General features: G+C 39.1%; 14 protein-coding genes. All 14 read left to right on the top strand.

Translation table 11 applies throughout. The annotated features are described in order from the left end of the window. Nucleotides 1–51: 51 nt before the first annotated feature. Nucleotides 52–1,059, top strand: coding sequence for an ABC transporter permease (locus tag DXB39_RS08280; protein ID WP_022242959.1), 1,008 nt, complete (start codon nt 52–54; stop codon nt 1,057–1,059). Beyond that, complete coding sequence (gene pgmB / locus DXB39_RS08275) at nt 1,060–1,695, top strand: beta-phosphoglucomutase (protein ID WP_117697681.1); 636 nt, start codon at nt 1,060–1,062, stop codon at nt 1,693–1,695. It abuts the gene before it with no gap. Nucleotides 1,696–1,749: 54 nt separating this feature from the next. Continuing rightward, nucleotides 1,750–3,432, top strand: coding sequence for a glycoside hydrolase family 3 protein (locus tag DXB39_RS08270; protein WP_022242961.1), 1,683 nt, complete (start codon nt 1,750–1,752; stop codon nt 3,430–3,432). A 33-nt stretch (nt 3,433–3,465) separates the two neighbouring features. Further along, on the top strand, nt 3,466–6,006 hold the full coding sequence (locus tag DXB39_RS08265) for an alpha-L-rhamnosidase (protein ID WP_117841626.1): 2,541 nt from the start codon (nt 3,466–3,468) through the stop codon (nt 6,004–6,006). Between the two features lie 13 nt (nt 6,007–6,019). Next, entirely contained in the window at nt 6,020–7,759 is a 1,740-nt protein-coding gene (locus DXB39_RS08260) for a methyl-accepting chemotaxis protein (protein WP_022242963.1), read from the top strand. 35 nt (nt 7,760–7,794) lie between these two features. Beyond that, a complete protein-coding gene (locus tag DXB39_RS08255) occupies nt 7,795–10,614 on the top strand; it encodes a prealbumin-like fold domain-containing protein (protein WP_117841627.1) in 2,820 nt (939 codons plus the stop codon). Nucleotides 10,615–10,763: 149 nt separating this feature from the next. Beyond that, entirely contained in the window at nt 10,764–12,422 is a 1,659-nt protein-coding gene (locus DXB39_RS08250; RefSeq protein ID WP_117841628.1) for an isopeptide-forming domain-containing fimbrial protein, read from the top strand. A 20-nt stretch (nt 12,423–12,442) separates the two neighbouring features. Continuing rightward, complete coding sequence (locus tag DXB39_RS08245; RefSeq protein WP_117841629.1) at nt 12,443–14,146, top strand: class C sortase; 1,704 nt, start codon at nt 12,443–12,445, stop codon at nt 14,144–14,146. Continuing rightward, entirely contained in the window at nt 14,088–15,071 is a 984-nt protein-coding gene (locus tag DXB39_RS08240) for an AraC family transcriptional regulator (protein WP_117841630.1), read from the top strand. Before DXB39_RS08245 ends, DXB39_RS08240 begins: the two co-directional genes overlap by 59 nt. Nucleotides 15,072–15,173: 102 nt before the next feature. Next, entirely contained in the window at nt 15,174–16,577 is a 1,404-nt protein-coding gene (rhaB, locus tag DXB39_RS08235) for a rhamnulokinase (protein ID WP_117841631.1), read from the top strand. An 18-nt stretch (nt 16,578–16,595) separates the two neighbouring features. Continuing rightward, nucleotides 16,596–17,846, top strand: coding sequence for an L-rhamnose isomerase (locus DXB39_RS08230; RefSeq protein ID WP_117841632.1), 1,251 nt, complete (start codon nt 16,596–16,598; stop codon nt 17,844–17,846). Nucleotides 17,847–17,914: 68 nt separating this feature from the next. After that, nucleotides 17,915–18,736 (top strand): rhamnulose-1-phosphate aldolase, encoded by an 822-nt coding sequence (gene rhaD / locus DXB39_RS08225; RefSeq protein ID WP_117841633.1) that lies wholly within the window; start codon nt 17,915–17,917, stop codon nt 18,734–18,736. Between the two features lie 136 nt (nt 18,737–18,872). Next, on the top strand, nt 18,873–19,097 hold the full coding sequence (locus DXB39_RS08220; protein WP_022242971.1) for a hypothetical protein: 225 nt from the start codon (nt 18,873–18,875) through the stop codon (nt 19,095–19,097). A gap of 87 nt (nt 19,098–19,184) precedes the next feature. Then, nucleotides 19,185–19,961, top strand: a complete 777-nt coding sequence (gene murI, locus DXB39_RS08215) for a glutamate racemase (protein ID WP_117841634.1) — start codon at nt 19,185–19,187, stop codon at nt 19,959–19,961. The last annotated feature ends 271 nt before the right edge of the window (nt 19,962–20,232 follow it).

The raw sequence follows: 20,232 nt of genomic DNA, 5'->3' as shown, positions 1-20,232 counted from the left end.
GCTCCGGAATTCTCCGGAGCAGAATTTAGAAAAGACATGAGGGAAAATAACATGAAAAGTAAAGGAAGAAATAGCATTTTAAAAAAGATAATTGGAACTTTGTGTATTCCGGTAGTGACACTGCTCGTAATGATACTCTTATGTCAGAGGAATGGTGTTGTATTTTTTGAATCAGAAGGAAACTGGATTTTGTTTTTCCGGGCAACAGCAACAGTAATGTTAACGACATTTGCTCTTTCATTGAATCTGAATTCCGGAAGATTTGATTTCTCAATCGGAGCAATTTCGTTATTGTCATCAGTAATCAGTGCATCAATTTGTTCATCCCATGGACTTTCAACACCATATATGCTCGTGATTTCTATTGTATCCGGAGCATTGCTTGGACTGATATCCGGAGCAATTTATGTAATTGTAAAATTACCACCGATTATTGTGTCACTGGGAGTAACACTGTTTTACGAAGGAATGGCATTCGCACTTACCGATGGTTATGGCGTGTCATTTGTAGCAAATAAAGAATTAACAAGTTTTCCAGGTGTTTTGAATTATGTACTTGTAATTGTAATTGGACTCGTTTTATTTATTGCGATTTTTGATTATACACAATTTGGTTATGAATATAAGTCACTATTATCCGGACAGAAGGTTTCTGTTAATACAGGAATTCATGAAGTATCTAATGCAGTAATCTGTTATACCATTGCAGGCGGCTTCATGGGTGTAGTTGGATTTATTAGTGCTTCAAATACAGGAAATATTCAGATGTCTTTAAACTTTGGCTCAATTGGAGTAATGTTTACAGCTTTCTTACCGATGTTTATCGGTGGATTTATCGGACGGTTCTGCAATGAAAAAATTGGTTATCTGTTAGGAGCAGTAACAACAGCATTCATATCATTGATGTATGCAAGATTAAATGTAGATGCATCCATTCAGCAGATTGTTACTGCAGTTATCCTGGTATTGTTCCTGATTTATCTGAATAACGAGAATAAGGTAATTGAGCTTGTAATGCTGAAGAAACAGTTGAAGAAAAAAAGACAAGAGGATAATTAGATGAAATATAAAGGAATCATTTTTGATTTGGACGGAGTAATCTGCTTTACCGATAAGTATCATTATCTGGCATGGAAGAGACTGGCAGATAAACTGGGAATATATTTTGATGAAACCATAAACAACCGGTTAAGAGGCGTAAGCCGGATGGAAAGCCTTGAGATTATTTTAGAGAAAAGTACAAAGAAATATTCCAAAGAAGAGAAAGAAGATTTCGCAGAGCAGAAAAATAAGATGTATGTGGAATTGCTGGAAGACATGACACCGGCTGATTTGCCAAAAGAAGTAAAAACAACCTTAGATGATTTAAGGAAACAGGGAGTTTTACTGGCAATTGGTTCATCCAGTAAAAATGCAAAGAGAATATTAAAACATTTAGGATTAGAAAATTATTTCGATGCCATCAGTGATGGAACGAATATTACAAAATCAAAACCTGATCCGGAGGTATTTTTGAAAGCAGCAGAATACCTGCAGTTAGAACCACAGGAGTGTCTTGTTGTAGAAGATGCGGTGGCAGGGATAAAAGCAGCTACAGCTGGAGGCTTTGATAGTGCAGGATTGGGTGAAGCATCCGAATGTGAAATGACAACATATCCATTGAGCGGTTTTGCTGAACTGAGAAATATTAATTAAGAAAAGGAGCAGCCGTGGCTGCTCTTTTTGTGCCTTAAATGAAAGGAAAAAGAGATGAATTATAAAGAAAAACCATTTTATTTAGATGATGTAGACATTGCCTGGGTAGAAAATACGCTGGAAAATATGAGCCTGGAAGAAATGATAGGACAGTTGTTCTGCCCGATTGGATATTCAACGGATCCGGAGTATCTGAATATGTTATTACATTTCCATATCGGCGGATTATTTTTCCGGGATGGTGTGGCAGAAGAGATGCAAAGTACATTTACCTATGCGCAGGAGCACACAAAGATTCCGCTTCTGATTCCATCAAATTTAGAAGCGGGAGGAGATGGAGCGGCTACCAATGGAACTGCATATGGAAAACAGATGGCATGTGCAGCTGCAAATGATCCGGTATATGCATATCGTCTGGGAAAGATTGCCTGCTCAGAAGGAAGTGCATTAGGAATTAACTGGGCTTTTGCACCGGTAGTTGACATAGATAGAAATTATCATAATCCAATTACCAATGTCAGAACATATGGCGATGATCCGGAGAAGGTTTATGCCTATGCAAGGGAGTATCTTCGTGCAGCAGATGAATGCAATATGGCAGTCTCAATTAAGCATTTCCCGGGAGATGGTGTGGATGAAAGAGACCAGCATCTTTTGACATCGGTAAATAGTCTTAGCATGGAAGAATGGGATAAATCCTATGGAAGTATTTATCAGCGGCTGATTGACGATGGTGCCAAAACTGTTATGGCAGGGCATATTGCAATGCCAGCGTATCAGGAACATTTTAATCCACAGTTAAAGGGCAAGATTGTTCCGGCTTCTCTTTCCAGAGAGCTTTTGGTGAATTTGCTTCGGGACAAATTAGGATTTAACGGACTTGTCATTACAGATGCAACACCGATGGTCGGATTTACGGCAGCCGGTAAACGAAGTGAAACGGTACCAATGGCAATAGAAAATGGCTGTGACATGATTTTATTCAATAAAGATTTAAAAGAAGATTATCAGTTTATGCTAGATGGTTATAAGAATGGTCTGTTATCCCGTGAAAGATTACTGGATGCAAACAGACGCATACTGGCATTAAAGGCTTCTTTAAGATTACATGAAAAGAAGATAAAAAGACAGCTGGTTCCTGGAAAGGAAGCATTAAAAAACTTACGCACCACGGAGCATATACAGTGGGCAAAAGAGCTGGCAGACCAGTCTGTTACACTGGTGAAAGATATTGCAGAGAATCTTCCAATCAGTGCGAAGAAGACACCGCGTATTTTGCTGGAAATTTTAGGACATTTTCCGTCCAATGAAAGAGTAGTCGGAAAAGTAAAAGAAGAACTGGAAAAGAGAAATTTCCAGGTATTCCTCTATGAGAAGGAAGATTTCGAAAAGGGTGTCGATAATGTAACAGCTTTTAAAGATAAGTATGACATGGTAATTTACATCGGAAATGTGGAAAATGCCAGCAATCAGACCACCAACCGGTTAAACTGGTATACCTTCTGGGGACAGGGAAATAATGTTCCGTGGTTTGCAGAAGAAGTACCGGTAATTTTTATCAGTGTAGCCAATCCATATCATTTACTGGATGTGCCAATGATAAAAACGTATATTAACTGTTACTCCAATAATGATTATGTATTAGAGGCAGTAATAGCAAAGATTGCCGGAGAAAGCAGATTTAAAGGAGTAAGTCCGGTAGATCCATTCTGTGGACGAATCGAACTTTCCTACTAAAAGAATAACGAGACATAAGGGAGAACCGGTTATATGTATATCAGCAGATTAAGAGTAAATCATAAAAAAAATCCATTAGGTTTTAATTTGGCAAAAATCCATTTGTCCTGGGAAGTAAAGGATGTCTGTGGAAAATGGGCCGTGGAAACAAGAATTATAGTATCAGAGAGCAGCAATATGGAAAAGCTGGTATATGATTCCGGAGTACAGGAGAATTATCATGAGAACCAGATGCTGGTTTCCTTCGACTTAAAACCAAGAACCAGATATTACTGGCAGGTAGAAGTTAAAGATGACAAGGGAGACTGCGCAAAAAGTAATCCGGCATGGTTTGAAACGGGAAAACTGCAGGAAAGCTGGACCGCAAAATGGATTGGAACAGAAGAAAATGAAAAGAGAATGCCTCTTTTATATAAAGAGTTTGAATTAAAAGAGAAACCGGAGTCTGTCAGATGGCATGTATGTGGTCTGGGATTATATGAAGCATATGTCAATGAAAAGAAGGCGGGCAGAGAATTTCTTATGCCGGGTTATCATTGCTATGACAGCTTTTTAGAATATCAGACACTGGATGTTACAGAACTGTTATCTCAGGGAAAGAATAAAATTGCGGTTCTGTTAGGCGAAGGCTGGTATAAAGGAAGATTTGGATTTGATGGTGATTACAGAAATCTATATGGTAATCAGAAGAAGTGCATTGGAGAATTACATATACGATATGCCAATGGACAGGAAGAATGTATTGTAACAGACAGCAGCTGGAAGGCAGAAGAAAGCAGCATATGTGAAAATGGAATCTATGATGGAGAACATATTGATGAGACATTAGAACACAAAATGCTTTCCGTGGAGGAAATAGAAGAAACAAGACCACTTGTGGAACGATTTAATCCAAGAATTCATAAAGTAGAAGAATTTCAACCGGTATCAGTAAAACAGGAAGATGAAGCACTTTTGCTGGATTTTGGGGAAACAGTCACCGGTTGGGTAGAAATAACTGGTGCATTTGAAACAGGTCAGAAAGTTATGATGCAGTATGGAGAAGTTCTGCAAAAGGGCAGATTTTACAGGGATAATCTCCGTACTGCCAAAGCAGAATTTACATATGTATCGAAAGGAAAAGGAGAAACCATACGTCCTCATTTTACCTATTATGGATTTCGTTATGTGAAGATAAAAGGTCTGAATCCGGAAAAAGAATATAAATTTACTGCTTATCGTATTATGTCTGATATTGAGAGAACCGGCTGGGTGGCAACAGATCATGATAAGGTAAATCATTTATTAGAAAATACACTGCGTTCCCAGAAATGTAATTTTCTGGATATTCCAACGGATTGTCCGCAGCGTGATGAACGAATGGGCTGGACAGGTGATGCGGGAATTTTTGCATCCACAGCGTGTTTCCATATGGATAGCGGAAGTTTCTTTCATCACTATATGAAAAATATGCAGGCTGAGCAGGAAAAATGTAATGGAGCTATTCCGTTCTTTGTTCCAAGACCAAAGGTAAAAAAAGAAGAACATACGAATCCTTTCTATCTGGATTCCGGAGCGGCAGTATGGGGAGATGCAGCAACGCTGATTCCATGGAGACTCTATCAGTTTTATGGAGATAAGGCAATGTTAGAGGAGCAGTATCCTGTTATGAAAGCCTGGGTGGATTACGAATATGAGAGAACAAAAGAGAATGAGATTCCGTATCTGTGGCAGAATGACAGGCAGCTGGGAGACTGGCTGGCATTAGACAATGGAAATATCAATAATCCGATTGGAAAGACAGACAGTGGCTTTATCGCATCCGTTTACCATTATTGGTCAACCAAAATGGTGAAAGAAGCGGCAGAAAGTCTAGGATTAGAGGAAAGTAAAGTATATGCAGAGAGAGAAAAAGAGATTCGGAATGCAATTTTAAATTATTACTTTCCAGATAAAAAGTTTTGCTTGGAATACACACAAACCGCTTGTGCACTTTTGCTTTATTTAAAACTTTATCCAGAGGGAGAAAGAGAAGTTATAACGGCAAAACTGGCAGAGTTACTTAAGAAAAATAATGGACATTTAAATACAGGTTTTGTTGGAACACCAATTCTGTGCATGGCTTTGTCAGAGAATGGACAAAATCAGCTTGCTTATGACCTGCTTTTAAACGAGGACTATCCAGGATGGCTGCATGAGGTGAACCTTGGTGCAACAACGGTGTGGGAACGATGGAATTCATTGGAAGAGGATGGAAGTATCAGCGGAACCGGTATGAACAGCTTAAACCATTATGCATATGGAAGCATTGCAGAATGGATATACAGATACATGTGTGGTCTGAATCCGTCTATAGGAGAGGCGGTAAAGATGACCATATATCCGATGCCAGATCAAAGATTTAAAAAAGCAGAGGGAAGCTGGAGAAGTGTATTTGGTAAATATGTCTGTGCATGGAACTGGAAGAGTGAGCAGGAAGTAGTCTGTAACATAGAAGTTCCATTTAATGCAAATGCGAGATTTATTTTGCCGGATGGAACGGAAGAGATATTAGACTGCGGAAAATATGAAAAAATTTTAAACATGCGTCCTTAGAGAAGGTGTAAATATGAAGAAAACAATAAAAAAAGAATTTCTATTTATGGCAATTGGTTTATTTCTGGTAATGGTAATTGGAATTACGGTAATTATCGGAGAGGTAACAAAAATTGAACAGGCAGAGCAGCTTGTTACGGATGGCTATATTTCCATGGAGAAATATTATGGAAGAGTGGAAAAGAAAATTGAAACCTGTCAGAAATATGCCAATATTTTAACCGCACTCAGTGATGAAGACATGCTGATTGCCGGGGATATCAGTGGAAATATGGAAACAGAGGAAGAAGCCATTGCCCAGTATCTCACGGAAATGGAAAAGCTGACCAAAGATATTTCAGAGCAGAGTTTAACCGACAGTTTTATGACTTACAGCAGTGTAAATAAAGAACTGATGGAGCAATTGAAAGAATGCAGACAGGCAAGAGATGATGGAGATATTGCAAAAGCAAAATCCATCATTGGAGGCAGTGCATTAGAAAAAATACAGGCGCGGGAGTCGGCATGCAATGATTTTCAGGAAAAGTTAGATGAGAATGTAAAACGCAGTTCACAGAATATGAAAGCCCGGACCCAAAAAACTTATCTTATCAGTGTAACAATCGGCATATGTTTTCTGATTATCTGCTTAGTTACATACATACTGGTGAATAAGGCGATTATTCAGCCACTCAAAAAAGCAAGTTTACAGTTAAACCAGATGGTAGAGGATATCCAGAATGGAAATGGAGATTTAAGCATCCGGATTCCGGTAAAAAGGATGGATGAGATAGGACAACTGGTTACAGGAGTAAATCTTTTTGTAGAAAAATTACAAAATATCATGAAGCAGTTAAAAGATGGTTCATCCGATATGGACGAAGTTGCAGATAAAATGAACAGGCAGGCTGGAAATATCGGAGAAGAGACCATGAATATGTCAGCTGTAATTGAAGAGTTATCTGCAGGAATCATGGAAATTAATGACCGTTCCGGACAGGTTAGTGAACGGGTTGGAAAAATAGTAGAAAATGTCAGAGATATATCAGAGGAAACCGGAAATGGAGTTCAATTCGTAGATGAAATGCGTGAACGGGCAGATTATATCGAGAAAAAAACAGCAGAAAGCAAAAAAGAAACCAATGATATGATTGGCAGTTTAGGACATAGCATTGCGGACAGCTTAAAAGGAAGCAAAAAAATCTATGAAATAGGAAATCTGACAGAACAGATTCTTGGAATTGCAGAACAGACTAATCTTTTGGCTTTGAATGCTGCAATAGAGGCTGCAAGAGTAGGAGAAGCGGGAAAAGGATTTGCAGTAGTAGCATCTGAAATCAGGGAACTGGCAGATAATAGCCGGGAGACGATGGGTGAGATACAGACAATTAATATGTCTGTGACCACAGCAGTCAGCACACTGATTGAACAGGTGGAAAAAATGATGGAGTTCTTAAATCAGAACATATTGCAGGATTATAACGGTTTTGAAATGATGGCTTCCCGCTACCGCCAGGATGCAGACTATATGGGAGATTTTTGCGGAACAATCAATCATAATGTGCAGGATATGTATCAGGCAATGGATGAAATGAAAGAAAACATGGATACCATAGCAACGTCTATCGATGAAAGCTCGGAAGGGTTACAGGTCTTCGCAGGAAGTGTCGAGGATTTGGCAAAAGCAGTAGAAGATATCAAAGAGCAGTCATATGTAAATCAGACCGTATCAAATGGACTTAAAGGAGAGACAGAAAGGTTTATTAATATATAGTGTTTATTAAAGAAGATATTTAATGGAGAGGGAAAATGCTTTTTTGTGGGAGAAAAAGGAAACATAAATTTCATATAGTACAGGCATTATTAGCGGTAACACTATTACTTCTGCTGTCTTTTGCACAGAATGCGAATGCAAAAGAGCAGGAAAATGGTGAAGAAATTTATGAAACAGAGATAGGTGAGTTAGAGCAGAGTACAGAAGAAACAGAGGACACAGAAGATGTAGATAATACAGAAGAAAACAAGATAGCCTTTTTTTCACAGACTTATGGAAGTGGCACGATTTCACTGGGCAGTTATAACGGTGGAGGAACAATTTCTTTGACAGAGGATGTGACAGCTTCAGGCATTTGTCAGTTAAATGGTGTTTTGGATATTGATTTGAATGGCCATAAGATGACGATGCAGAATAACGCAAGTTTTATGTTATGCAGCGATAATGCAGTACTCAATATCCGGGATTCTGCCGGTGGAGGTGTCATTTACGCATCCTGTCAGTTAATCTGGATCTATAGTGGCGGAACAGTAAATTTATATGGTGGAACATTGGAGGGGGAGAATATGACAAAGTTTCCACAGAGTGGTGGCTGCGTGAACTTATCCAGAAACAATATGGGAACACCGGTATTCCACATGTATGGTGGAGTTATACGTAATTTCCAGGCATCACAGTATGGCGGTGCAGTATATGTGGCAAGCACTTTCTCCGGGAAGAAACCGTCTTTTTATATGTATGGAGGTACAATTGAAAATTGTAATGCATCAGAAGGAGCTGCTGTTTATGTAGATGATTCCGGAGATGGACCAGGCTATTTCTATATGAAAGGTGGAACGAAGACAGAAGAGGGCGGTGAAAGCAAGGCTGTGATACATTGCGCAGCTTATAATGGAAATAAGACTAAGAATGCCATATATAATTATGGATATTTTGGAATAGAGGGTGTTATAGATATAGAAGGAATTGTATATCTGCACCAGAATAACTGGGCAAGCACGACGAAGCATTTTATTAAGGTTACAGACAGGCTTGTTGTAGTGGGAGATGGATATATAGATATTGATTCAGCATATCCCAACAGTAATGCAGTCTGTACCGGACATACAGTTATTGAAAATGCGACACAGACCGAAGGAACTTCGCAAAATCCAATCTCACAGGAAGAATTTTATACTTATTCCAGTTATTTTATTAATTCTACAAAAGGATTGATGATTTCGGCGGGATTTGACCCGACGAAGAATGAAATGGCTGGAAAGGAATATCCGTCCAACTGGCCGTCTTATCAGGCAGATTTGTACAGCAGGAAGTATACCTATAAAGATGTAAAGGGACAGACCATGCTGATTCAGGCTTCTGATTCACCAGGAGACAAAAGACAGATGCAGAATTATAATTATCTGATTTATACAGAACGGGATAAATTAGAGGAAGATTATGCTGTGTACTATAGTATCAAAATATCAAAACGGGATATTGGAACGGATGACAGATTAAATGGGGCTGTATTTTCACTTAAGAAAAAGAATATAGCGGAAGACGGAACAGTGCGTTATGAAGATATCGGAATAAGTGGAACAACCGGTATGGAAGAAGATGGCGTGGCGGCCGGTGAAACTTATATTTATCTGGATGCTGAGAAAATGGGAAAGTTAATGGTAGATGATGGAACTTATGTTTTGACAGAGGATACTGCGCCGGATGGGTATGTGGCAAGAGGTGAATTAGCTGTTATTGAAATTAAACATAAGCTGGATGAAAGTACCGGAAAGACAGTATCAGTTGTAGAAGTGGTTGCCAATAACAAAGTGCTTGGAACGTCTGAACAGGTAGTGAATTCTACATATGGCGACAAAGGAATGCTGGTGAATAAAGAAATTGTGTTTACTTTGAAGAATTCTACGGAACTGTTAGAAGAAAATATAGATTATACCATTCAGGTGGATAAGTACCGTGACACAGAATACCAGCAGAGACTCTCAGGAGCGCATTTTGAATTATATACAGCAGAAGAACCGGTTACACTGGTGGCAAACGGAACAACAGATACAAATGGTACGGTAAAACTGCTGGATTTAAATGGCTCAGAATTTACCTGTTCAAAAGGAGCCCATTATAAATTAAAAGAAGCAGAAGCACCGGAAAACTTTTATCTGATGTCAGATGAGATAGATATCAGGATAAAAGAAGAAAATCAGGTATTTATCAATGACGTTTTATTGGAAGATGGAAATACACTTTCCGGGGCAGATGCAGGTGGCACAACAGAATATGGGGACTGGCGTGTGACAAGGCAGGAAGATGCCATAGTATTTTCTGTTTATGACGAGGAAAAACCACCGACATGGACTTTACAGGCAAGAAAATATGGAACAAAAGTAATTGATGCATTGGCTCTGTCTGGTGCAGAATTTACGTTATATCAGGTGGAATCATCCGGCGAAACGGAAATTATATCGCTTACAAGTTCGGATGGAACAGATGGACATGAAATCGGAGAATTAGAATTTACAGATACAAATGGAGAAACACTGCAGCTTGCATGTAATACAACCTATATTCTGCGGGAAACACATGCACCTGTGGGATATGAAATAATGGAAGATATTATCTTAAGTATAAATGAGGATGCTTCACAAATAGAAGTAACGCAGGGTGGGGCAGGTTATGGAGAGGCATCATATGATGCGGTAAATAAGGTATTAACACTTTCAATTATAGATAAAGCAGTATATCGTATGCCAGAAACAAAAAGTGGAGGGCTCTATCCGCTTGCGGTTATCGGTACACTTTTCATGAGTTTTTTTGCCGTACTAATGCTGGTGATTTCCCAACGCCAGCAAAAAGTATAGGTTCTTCCCCAATCAGTAGTATAACTTAGTTTTTTTTAAATTCCCTAAAAATGTAAGAATGATTGACAGTGTTGATATAAACTGGACGATTGCAAGGCGGCCTGGAGCACCGCTTTGATAATTGTCTGAACAAGTAAAGGAGAGAGAATATGAAACAGAGAGTAAGAAGATGGAAGGCAATGATGATGGCAGTAATGCTGGTACTTAGTATAATTCTGCCGGCGAAAACGGTTAGGGCAGCAGATCTTGCCACTACGATTCAGGTAACCGGAATCGAGGAAGGCTGTAATGTTTATGCATATGCAGTTGCAATTGATGCTGTAGATGCAAATAGAAATCATTACTGGAAATACAATCCGGAGGGAAATGTTGAGTCGAGAGTAAAAGATGGTAAAGTGGATACAGATGATCTGGTTTATTTTTATATGAATCTGAATTCAACAATGGGAGCTGATGACTGGGATTTACATGATGGAGAAGGAGATGCTGTTGTAGATAAGACTGTATTACACATGCAGTATAATGCTGTAGATGGTTCCTATAGTGTATCAAATGTAAAACCTGGTTTATATGTAATCGCTGCAAATAAACAGGTCAAAGAATATTCTTATAGTGGTAATGTGGTTGCGGTAAATTATCAGTACAGCGGTACTGGAATAGCATCTATTGCAGATGAAAACGGAGTGATTCATGTAGCAGCGAAGAAATCCAGCGATCCAACCATGAAGAAGGAAGTAATTGAAAATGGAAATGCATATAAATATGGGGATGCGAATATTGGAGACACAGTAGAATTTAAGATTACGATGACAATTCCGGATTATCAGGGATCCTGGTTATCTGATAAGTTACATTATAATATTAAGGATTCACTCACAGATGGACTGACTCTGGATGTAAGTTCTATTAAATTAGAAGGAACATCCATCAATGATTTATTTGTAACAAACAAGAAATGTACTTCAACCAATATTACAACCTCCACAAGTGGTTTTACATTAGATTTATATGGTGAGGATGTTTATCAGTATGCAGGAAATACGATTGCAATTACTTATCAGGCAAAAGTAAATGAGAAAGCAAAAGTAAACTTTGATTCAGATGAGAATAAAGCAACTTTAAAGTATTCTACGGTAGCATCCGGTACTGATATGAGTGATCCGATGCAGGATATCACACATCATTATACATTTGGATTTGATACTCTGGTAAATGGAACTGGTTCTGAGAAAACTACAGAGATTACCAAATATGGTGTAAAGACAACGACAGAACTTGATAATAAAGTAGCACTGGACGGTGCACAGTTCAAGTTATTTGATGCAAATGGAAAGCAGTTATATTTTACCAGTGATGGTGAATATACTACCGAGACAAGTGGAACATATGATTATATTGTATCAAAAAACAATGGTCAGCTGACAGCAACCGGTCTGGATGCAGGTACATATACTTTAAAAGAGTCCAAGGCACCATTGGGATATGCATTGGATAAGACTACTTATACGATTGTAATCACACCGACTTATAATGAACTGACAGGAGAATTAAAGAATTATACGGTAAGAGTAAATGGCGCAACTGGAAATTCTATTACTTTTACACATGAAAAGCTGGATAATGGAACAATAAATACAACAGACAATGCTGCAAATGCAGATACGTTTGGAATTAATAATACACCACTTATTACCTTACCGGAGACAGGTGGAGCAGGAATGATTGCACTGACTGTTGCAGCAGTTGTCTTAATGGCAGGATTTGGAACAATGTTTGTTTCATTGAGAAAAAGAAAACAGGTAAAATAATTAAGAGAGGGCAAAGTAGAATGAAAGAATCTGTACGTAAAACATTAATGTTTCTCATGGCAGTTGGCTTTTTGACAGGCTTTGCCCTGCTGCTTTATCCAATGTTTTCTAATATGTGGAACGAGTATAATAGCAAATTAAAGTTTGAAGAATATCAGCATGAAAATGCAGAAAAAGCGGAGGATACCAGTTTAGAAGAGGAGTGGGAGAAAGCAGCGGCATATAACGAGCGGTTGCAGCCAATTGTAATTCCTGATAGTTTCATTCAGGCAGAACAGGAGGAAGTAACACAGCAGGATAGTGAATATATGTCCTGCCTGAATCAGAATGGGGATGGTATGATGGGTTATCTGTCTATTCCGAAGATTGGCGAAATTATACCTGTATATCATACTTCCAGAGAAGAGGTATTACAAAAAGGAGCAGGGCATATCCAGGGTTCATCGCTGCCCATCGGTGGAACGTCAACACATGCATCTATAGCAGCACATAGGGGAATTCCAGGAATGTCCCTGTTTACAGACCTCGATTTACTGGAAGAAGGAGACCAGTTCTACTTATATATATTAGATGAGATTCAGGCATACGAAGTGGATCAGATAGAAACTGTGATGCCGGAAGATACAGAGATTTTAAATGTAGAAGAAGGGAAGGATTATGTAACGTTGGTTACCTGTACGCCATATGGTGTAAATACGCAGCGTTTATTGGTGCGTGGACATAGAGTACCTTATGTAGAGGAACAGGAGAAGGAGCAGGAAAGACAGGCAAAGAAAAGCATTCATACGAATTATCTGGCATGGACTTTTATTGGAATAATAGCTGCTATAGGCTCCATTGTAATATGCAGAAGTATCATCTGGATGATAAAGAAAAAAAGCAGCCATGGAACAAAAGGGAGAAAGCACAGGAATAAAATAGTTTGTAAAATACTATTCATAATGATATGTTTTGCTGGTCTGCAGCCAGAGAGTGTACGGGCAGAGGAGGATATTCCGGTATCGGAACCATGTTCTATTACTTTTGAAATTCCCAATGCATACCGTGCAGCTTTAAAAGAGCAGAAGCTGGAGCTTAGGCTATATCGCATTGCAGATATTACAGAGACAGGGGAATACCGTGATTTAGAAAAATATTCCGGGTTAAATATACAGGAGTTATCCGTGGAATCATCCGCCCGTGAATATAAGAAAAAAGCAGAAGATGTGGCGGCATCTCTTGGGGTTACCGAATGGGATGAGAGTGCAAAGACAGAACCGGATGCAGAGATTGAACTGACAGATAATACAGGAAGCAAGGATGGAATGGAAGCCGGAGTATATTTAGTTTGCATGAAACCGCTTTATTTATCCGATGAAGTCTATCAGGCAGAACCGTATCTGATTACACTGCCTGGTTTTATGGAGAATATCGAAAAAACAGGTGATGGAAAGTATGTCTGGATGAAGGATGCGGTAGTGGATTTAAAGCTGGCAAGGAAGGCAGTTTCAAGACCTCAGGAACCGCAGGAAGAAAGGGAGAAACCTGTGACTCCACTGGAAACAGAGGAGATTAAGACAGGCGATGAGACGGAATGGCAGCAGACTTTCGTATTACTGGCAGCTTCTGGAAGCATATTGGCGGTATTGTTGTTTTTAGGAAAAGTTTCATTGAGGAGAAAACGGGATGAGAAAAGAACTTCTGGACGAATTGATGATAATATCGGAGGAAGAAAAGAAGTATAAATCAGGACAAAGTACGGTGGAACAAAGTCTGTATGCGAAAGATAACCTGACAGAGATTGACAGAAAAAGATTACTGCAGCGAGGAAAGCTGATTACGGTACGTCCACACAGCCGGTTTGTGGATTTCCCGGAGCATAGGCACAATTATGTGGAAATGATGTATGTGGTACAGGGCAGTATTACACATTATATAGAAGGAAAAGAACTGGTATTGCGTAAAGGAGATGTGCTGATGCTGAATCAGCATGTGTCACATGCAATAAAAAGGGCTGAGTATGAAGATATTGGAATTAATTTTATTGCATTACCGGAATTTTTTGAAGTTCCACTTACGATGCTGCATGAGAAAAATGTACTGGCTGATTTTGTAATTGGTGCAATGCGGCAGAAGAATCCAGTTTCCCATTATCTGCTATTTCGTTTAAAAGAAGATTTACAGGTGGAGAATCTGATGGAAAATATGATAGAATCCATGCTGCATACACATTGTAATGAAGATATTGCCAATCAGTATACCATGGGGCTTGTATTTTTATATCTGTTGAATCATCTGGAAAATTTGAGCCATAACTCATCCCTTGATTATAAGGAAACTGTTGTACAGGCGGTGATGGAATATATTAACAGTGATTGCCAGAATGCAAATCTGACTAAGATTGCGGAAGATACCCATCAGTCGATGACAGTATTGAGTAAATTGATGAAGCAGAAAACAGGATATACATTTCAGGAACTATTGCAGAGAAAACGGTTTCAAAAGGCAGTATATCTGTTAGTAGAGACTGAACTTACGGTGGAGGACATTGCACTGGAAGTTGGTTATGAAAACCAGAGCTATTTCTATCGGCAGTTTCAGAAACGCTATGGAATGACACCAAAAAAATATCGTGATTTACATAAGAAAGACGTGCATATAAGAATTTAAAACAAGGAAAATAAGGACAGTTTTTTGGTCTAATGAGAGGCTAACAAACTGTCCTTATTTTTGTTAGATTTAGATTAACGAACAGGAAGAAGGAGTGTGAAAATGAATACAAAATATTATCTTGCAGTGGACATTGGTGCATCCAGTGGCAGACACATGCTGGCACACTTAGAGGATGGAAAAATAGTTTTAGAAGAAATCTACCGCTTTTCTAATGAAATGATTGATCGGAAAGGTTATAAAGTGTGGAATGTCAGAAGACTGTTTCAGGAAATTCTTTCAGGAATGAAAAAGTGTGCGGAACTTGGAAAAATTCCATATAGCATGGGAATTGATACCTGGGCAGTGGATTATGTGCTTTTAGATGAAAATGACAGAAGAATTGGTGAAACAGTTGCTTACCGGGATAAGCGGACCTATGGAATGGATGAAGAGGTATACAGATTAATAACGGAAGAACAGTTATATTTGAGAACAGGAATCCAAAAACAGATTTTTAATACAATTTACCAGCTGATGGCATTAAAAAAGACAGAACCAGGCCAGTTAGAACGTGCAGAAACTTTTTTGATGGTTCCGGATTATTTTAATTTCCTGTTAACAGGCAGGAAAGTGCAGGAGTATACGAATGCAACTACAACACAGCTGGTAAATCCGGCAACAAAAGACTGGGATGATGAACTGATTGAAAAGCTTGGAATAAAGCGGAATATCTTTCAAGAGATAAAAATGGCAGGCTGTGAAGTCGGAGCACTTGAACAGGAGATTCAAAAACAGGTGGGATTTAACTGCAAGGTGATTCTGCCACCGACACATGATACAGCATCAGCAGTTGTAGCAGTGCCGTCCCGGAAAGAAGAGACCTTATATATCAGTTCTGGTACATGGTCTTTGATGGGAACAGAACGGCTGCAGGCAGTTTGCAGCAAAGAAAGTATGCTTCACAATTTTACCAACGAAGGCGGTTATGGATATCGTTATCGTTTCTTAAAAAATATCATGGGATTGTGGATGATACAGTCGGTTCGAAAAGAACTTGTTCCGGATATGAGTTTTGCGGAAATCTGTGAACTGGCAGAGAAAGAAAAAATAACCTCGCTGGTAGATGTAAATGATGAAAGATTTTTAGCACCGGAAAGTATGGTAGAGGAAGTAAGAAGTGCTTGCTGGGAGACGCTGCAGCAGGTTCCAAAGACAATCGGAGAAATAGCGGCTGTTATTTATAACAGTCTGGCAAACTGTTATGCCATGGCAGCAAAAGAGATAGAAATAATTACCGGACAGAAATATCAGGAACTCCATATTGTTGGAGGTGGTGCAAATGCAGATTTTCTGAACAAACTGACAGCAAAATATACCGGAAAAACAGTTCTGGCTGGACCGACAGAGGCAACGGCATTGGGAAATATTTCCGTACAGATGATTACAGCAGGAGAATTCGCTGATTTGAAAGAAGCGAGGGAGTGTATTTATCATTCCTTTGAAATTAAATTATATAAAGCATAGAGAAGGAGATTAGAAAGTATGACAAGTTACGAAATGGCAAAAGAAAAATATGCCGCATGGGGAGTAGATACGGAAAAGGCAATGGAGCAGTTAAAAAAGGTTCCGGTTTCCCTCCATTGCTGGCAGCTCGATGATGTAATGGGATTTGATAATGATGGTGCATTGACCGGTGGAATCCAGACAACAGGAAATTATCCGGGAAGAGCGAAGACACCAGAACAGCTTATGGCAGATATGGAAGAAGCAATGAAACTTATGCCGGGTACAGCAAAATTAAATATTCATGCGTCTTATGCTATTTTTGAAGAAGGCGAATTTGCAGACAGAGATGCTTTAGAGCCGAAGCATTTTGCAAAATGGGTTGCTTTTGCAAAAAAACATCATATGGGAATTGACTTTAATCCTACATTTTTCTCACATGAAAAAGTAAAGAATGGATTGACACTTTCCAGTCCCGATGAGGAAATCAGAAAATTCTGGATTGAACATGGAAAGGCATGTATCCGCATTTCGGAGTATTTCGCAAGAGAAACGGGAATGCCTTGCGTTATGAATATATGGACCGGAGATGGTTTTAAGGATGTGCCGGCAGACCGAATGGGACCACGCATGAGATATAAGGATTCCATAGAGCAGATATTATCAGAACCATATGACAAAAATCTCGTAAAACCATGCGTGGAATCGAAAGTCTTTGGCATCGGAGTAGAATCTTATACGGTAGGTTCTGCAGAATTTACGTTAAGCTTTGCTGCAATGCATGAGGGCTGTATGCCGCTTATGGATAATGGACATTATCATCCACAGGAATATGTTTCAGATAAAATACCTGCAATGTTGTGCTTTTATCCAGAATTTGCATTACATATTACAAGAGGAGTGCGCTGGGATTCCGACCATGTTCTTTTGCTGGATGATGAAACAAAGGAAATGGCAAAAGAGATTGTAAGAAATCAGGCACTGGACAGGGTGTATATGGCATTGGATTATTTTGATGCAAGCATTAATCGTGTTTCTGCACTTGCAACAGGATTCCGAAGCTGGCAGAAGGCTCTGCTTATGGCTTTATGTACTCCGAATGAACAGTTGAAGGAATTACAGGATACCAATCAGCTGGGCAGATTAATGGTAATGCAGGAGGCAGTAAAGATGCTTCCAATTGGAGAAGTCTGGGAAGAATATTGCAGACGGGAAGGTGTTACAGATGATGCACATTTCTATGATGCAATCGAAAAATATGAAAAAGAAGTATTGGTAAACCGTAACTAGAGAACATACAAACAATAATAGTTGAGAAAGAAAAATATCAGAAAGATATAATAAGAGGAAAAGAGAGAATGAAGTTTTTAGATGCAGAATTTGTACAGGGATTCATCCGTATGGCAAATGATGGCTGGGAACAGGGATGGCATGAAAGAAATGGCGGTAATTTATCGTATCGTGTAAAACCGGAAGAAGTAGAAATGGTAAAAGAAAATTTTAATAGTAAAGAATGGCAGCCAATCGGAACATCTGTGCCATATCTTGCAGGAGAATATTTTCTGGTAACTGGAAGCGGCAAGTATTTTCGCAATGTGATTTTGAAACCGGAAGATTCCATCTGCATGATAGAACTGGATGAAAAAGGAGAAAATTACCGTATTGTCTGGGGACTGGTAAATGGTGGAAGACCAACTTCTGAATTACCGAGTCATTTGATGAATCTGGAAGTAAAAAAGAAGAAAAATCCAAATTACCGGGTTGTATATCATGCACATACCACCAATATTATTGCCCTGACCTTTGTTCTGCCGCTGGAAGATAAAGTATTTACAAGAGAACTTTGGGAAATGGCAACAGAATGTCCGGTTGTATTCCCAGATGGAATTGGTGTTGTTCCGTGGATGGTGCCGGGTGGCAGAGAAATAGCTGTTGCTACCAGCAAATTGATGGAAAAATATGATCTGGCAATCTGGGCGCATCATGGTACATTTGCGGCAGGAGAAGATTTTGATCTGACATTTGGACTTATGCATACGGCTGAAAAATCAGCAGAGATACTGGTGAAGATGTTATCTATGCAGAGTCAGAAACGTCAGACAATCCAGCCAGATGAATTCCGGCATCTGGCAAAAGATTTTAAAGTAACACTGCCGGAAAAATTTTTATATGAAAAATAGAAAGTAATCGTTTTTGCTGGAAAAGTATTCAAAACACAGGTCTGTTATGGCTTGCACATTCCATCCCAAGATGATAGAATAAAGATGACATTAGAAATTATAATGTTGGGGTGATAAGGAGTAGATAGGGGAAAGAATGGAAAATAAATTCTGTTACCTGAAAGGGCTTGTGGACTGCAGTTCGGGACAGATTCAGGACTGCAATGTAAAGCATGTGTCCAGGTGTCCGCGGGAAGAAGACACGGCTAAGAAGGAGAGCCGTCAGGCGTTCTGCTTCTTAAAAGGACTGGTAGACTGTGCTCCGTGTGATGTGCAGGACTGCAATATTAAGAGAGTGCGTAGATGCCCGAGGGAAAATTAAGAATTGCTGCTGAAAACGGAAAAACTGTTTTCAGCAGTTTTTTACGAAAGAAGAGAACCTATTTGTATGCGAAAACAGGGGGCTATCATGAAACAGACCGAAAGACCAATTGCAGTATTTGATTCAGGTGTAGGTGGAATAAGTGTATTACGTGAACTGGTACGCCTGATGCCAGATGAAAATTATATATTTTTTGGAGATTCTAAAAATGCACCTTATGGTGGAAAAAGCTTAGAAGAGGTGCGGGAACTTACGGAATGCCATGTAAGACATCTTCTGTCGGAAGGAGCAAAAGCAGTAGTGATTGCCTGTAATACAGCAACCAGTGCAGATGTCTCGATTTTGAGAAAAGAATATCCTGATGTACCGGTGGTTGGAATTGAACCTGCATTAAAGCCTGCAGTACAGTTTATGGAGCATCCGCGGGTACTTGTTATGGCAACGCCAATGACAATCCGGGAAGAAAAATTTCAACGGCTTATGGCGCGTTATGAAAAGGAAGCGGAGATTTATCCGCTGGCATGTCCCGGAATTGTGGAATTTGTTGAGCGTGGAGAATTAAACAGTGCAGACTTGAAGGCGTTTTTATACAGACTGTTGAAACCATATTGTGAGGGAACAGTGGATGCAATCGTTTTGGGATGTACCCATTATCCTTTTGTAAAGGATGCAATAGCAGAAGTGATGGGGAATACAGTGGAATTTTTTGATGGAGGAGCTGGCGTGGCACGGGAGACCAGACGGCGGCTTATGGAAAAGGAATTATTGTATACTGGAGACAGAGAAGGCAGGGTAATATTTGAAAACAGCGCGGCAACACTGGAAAAGCTGCGATTGTGCGAAACATTACTTAATTCTAAATAAAATATAAATTAAATGGGAATATTTTTTTAGATTTTTTTAGAATCCTTTTCGAAAACTGACACACTTTAGACACATTTCATGGCTATAATGAATCTATCAAATGAAGGAACGCAAAAATAAAAAAACAGATTTCCTTTCGTTTGAGAAAAAAGTGGCAATAATTTCCTTTTAATAGATGAAACATTTTCATAACTAAACTCCTCGAAAAAACAGTCCGGAAGGGCTGTTTTTTCATGCCAAAAAGAAGGACTGATTTCTAATTGTGAAAAAG

The sequence above is a fragment of the Roseburia sp. OM03-7AC genome (assembly GCF_003462625.1).
Lineage (GTDB): Bacteria > Bacillota > Clostridia > Lachnospirales > Lachnospiraceae > Roseburia_C > Roseburia_C amylophila.
The sequence above is the reverse complement of the archived record's forward strand: the minus strand, read 5'-3'. Positions and strand labels throughout refer to the sequence as shown.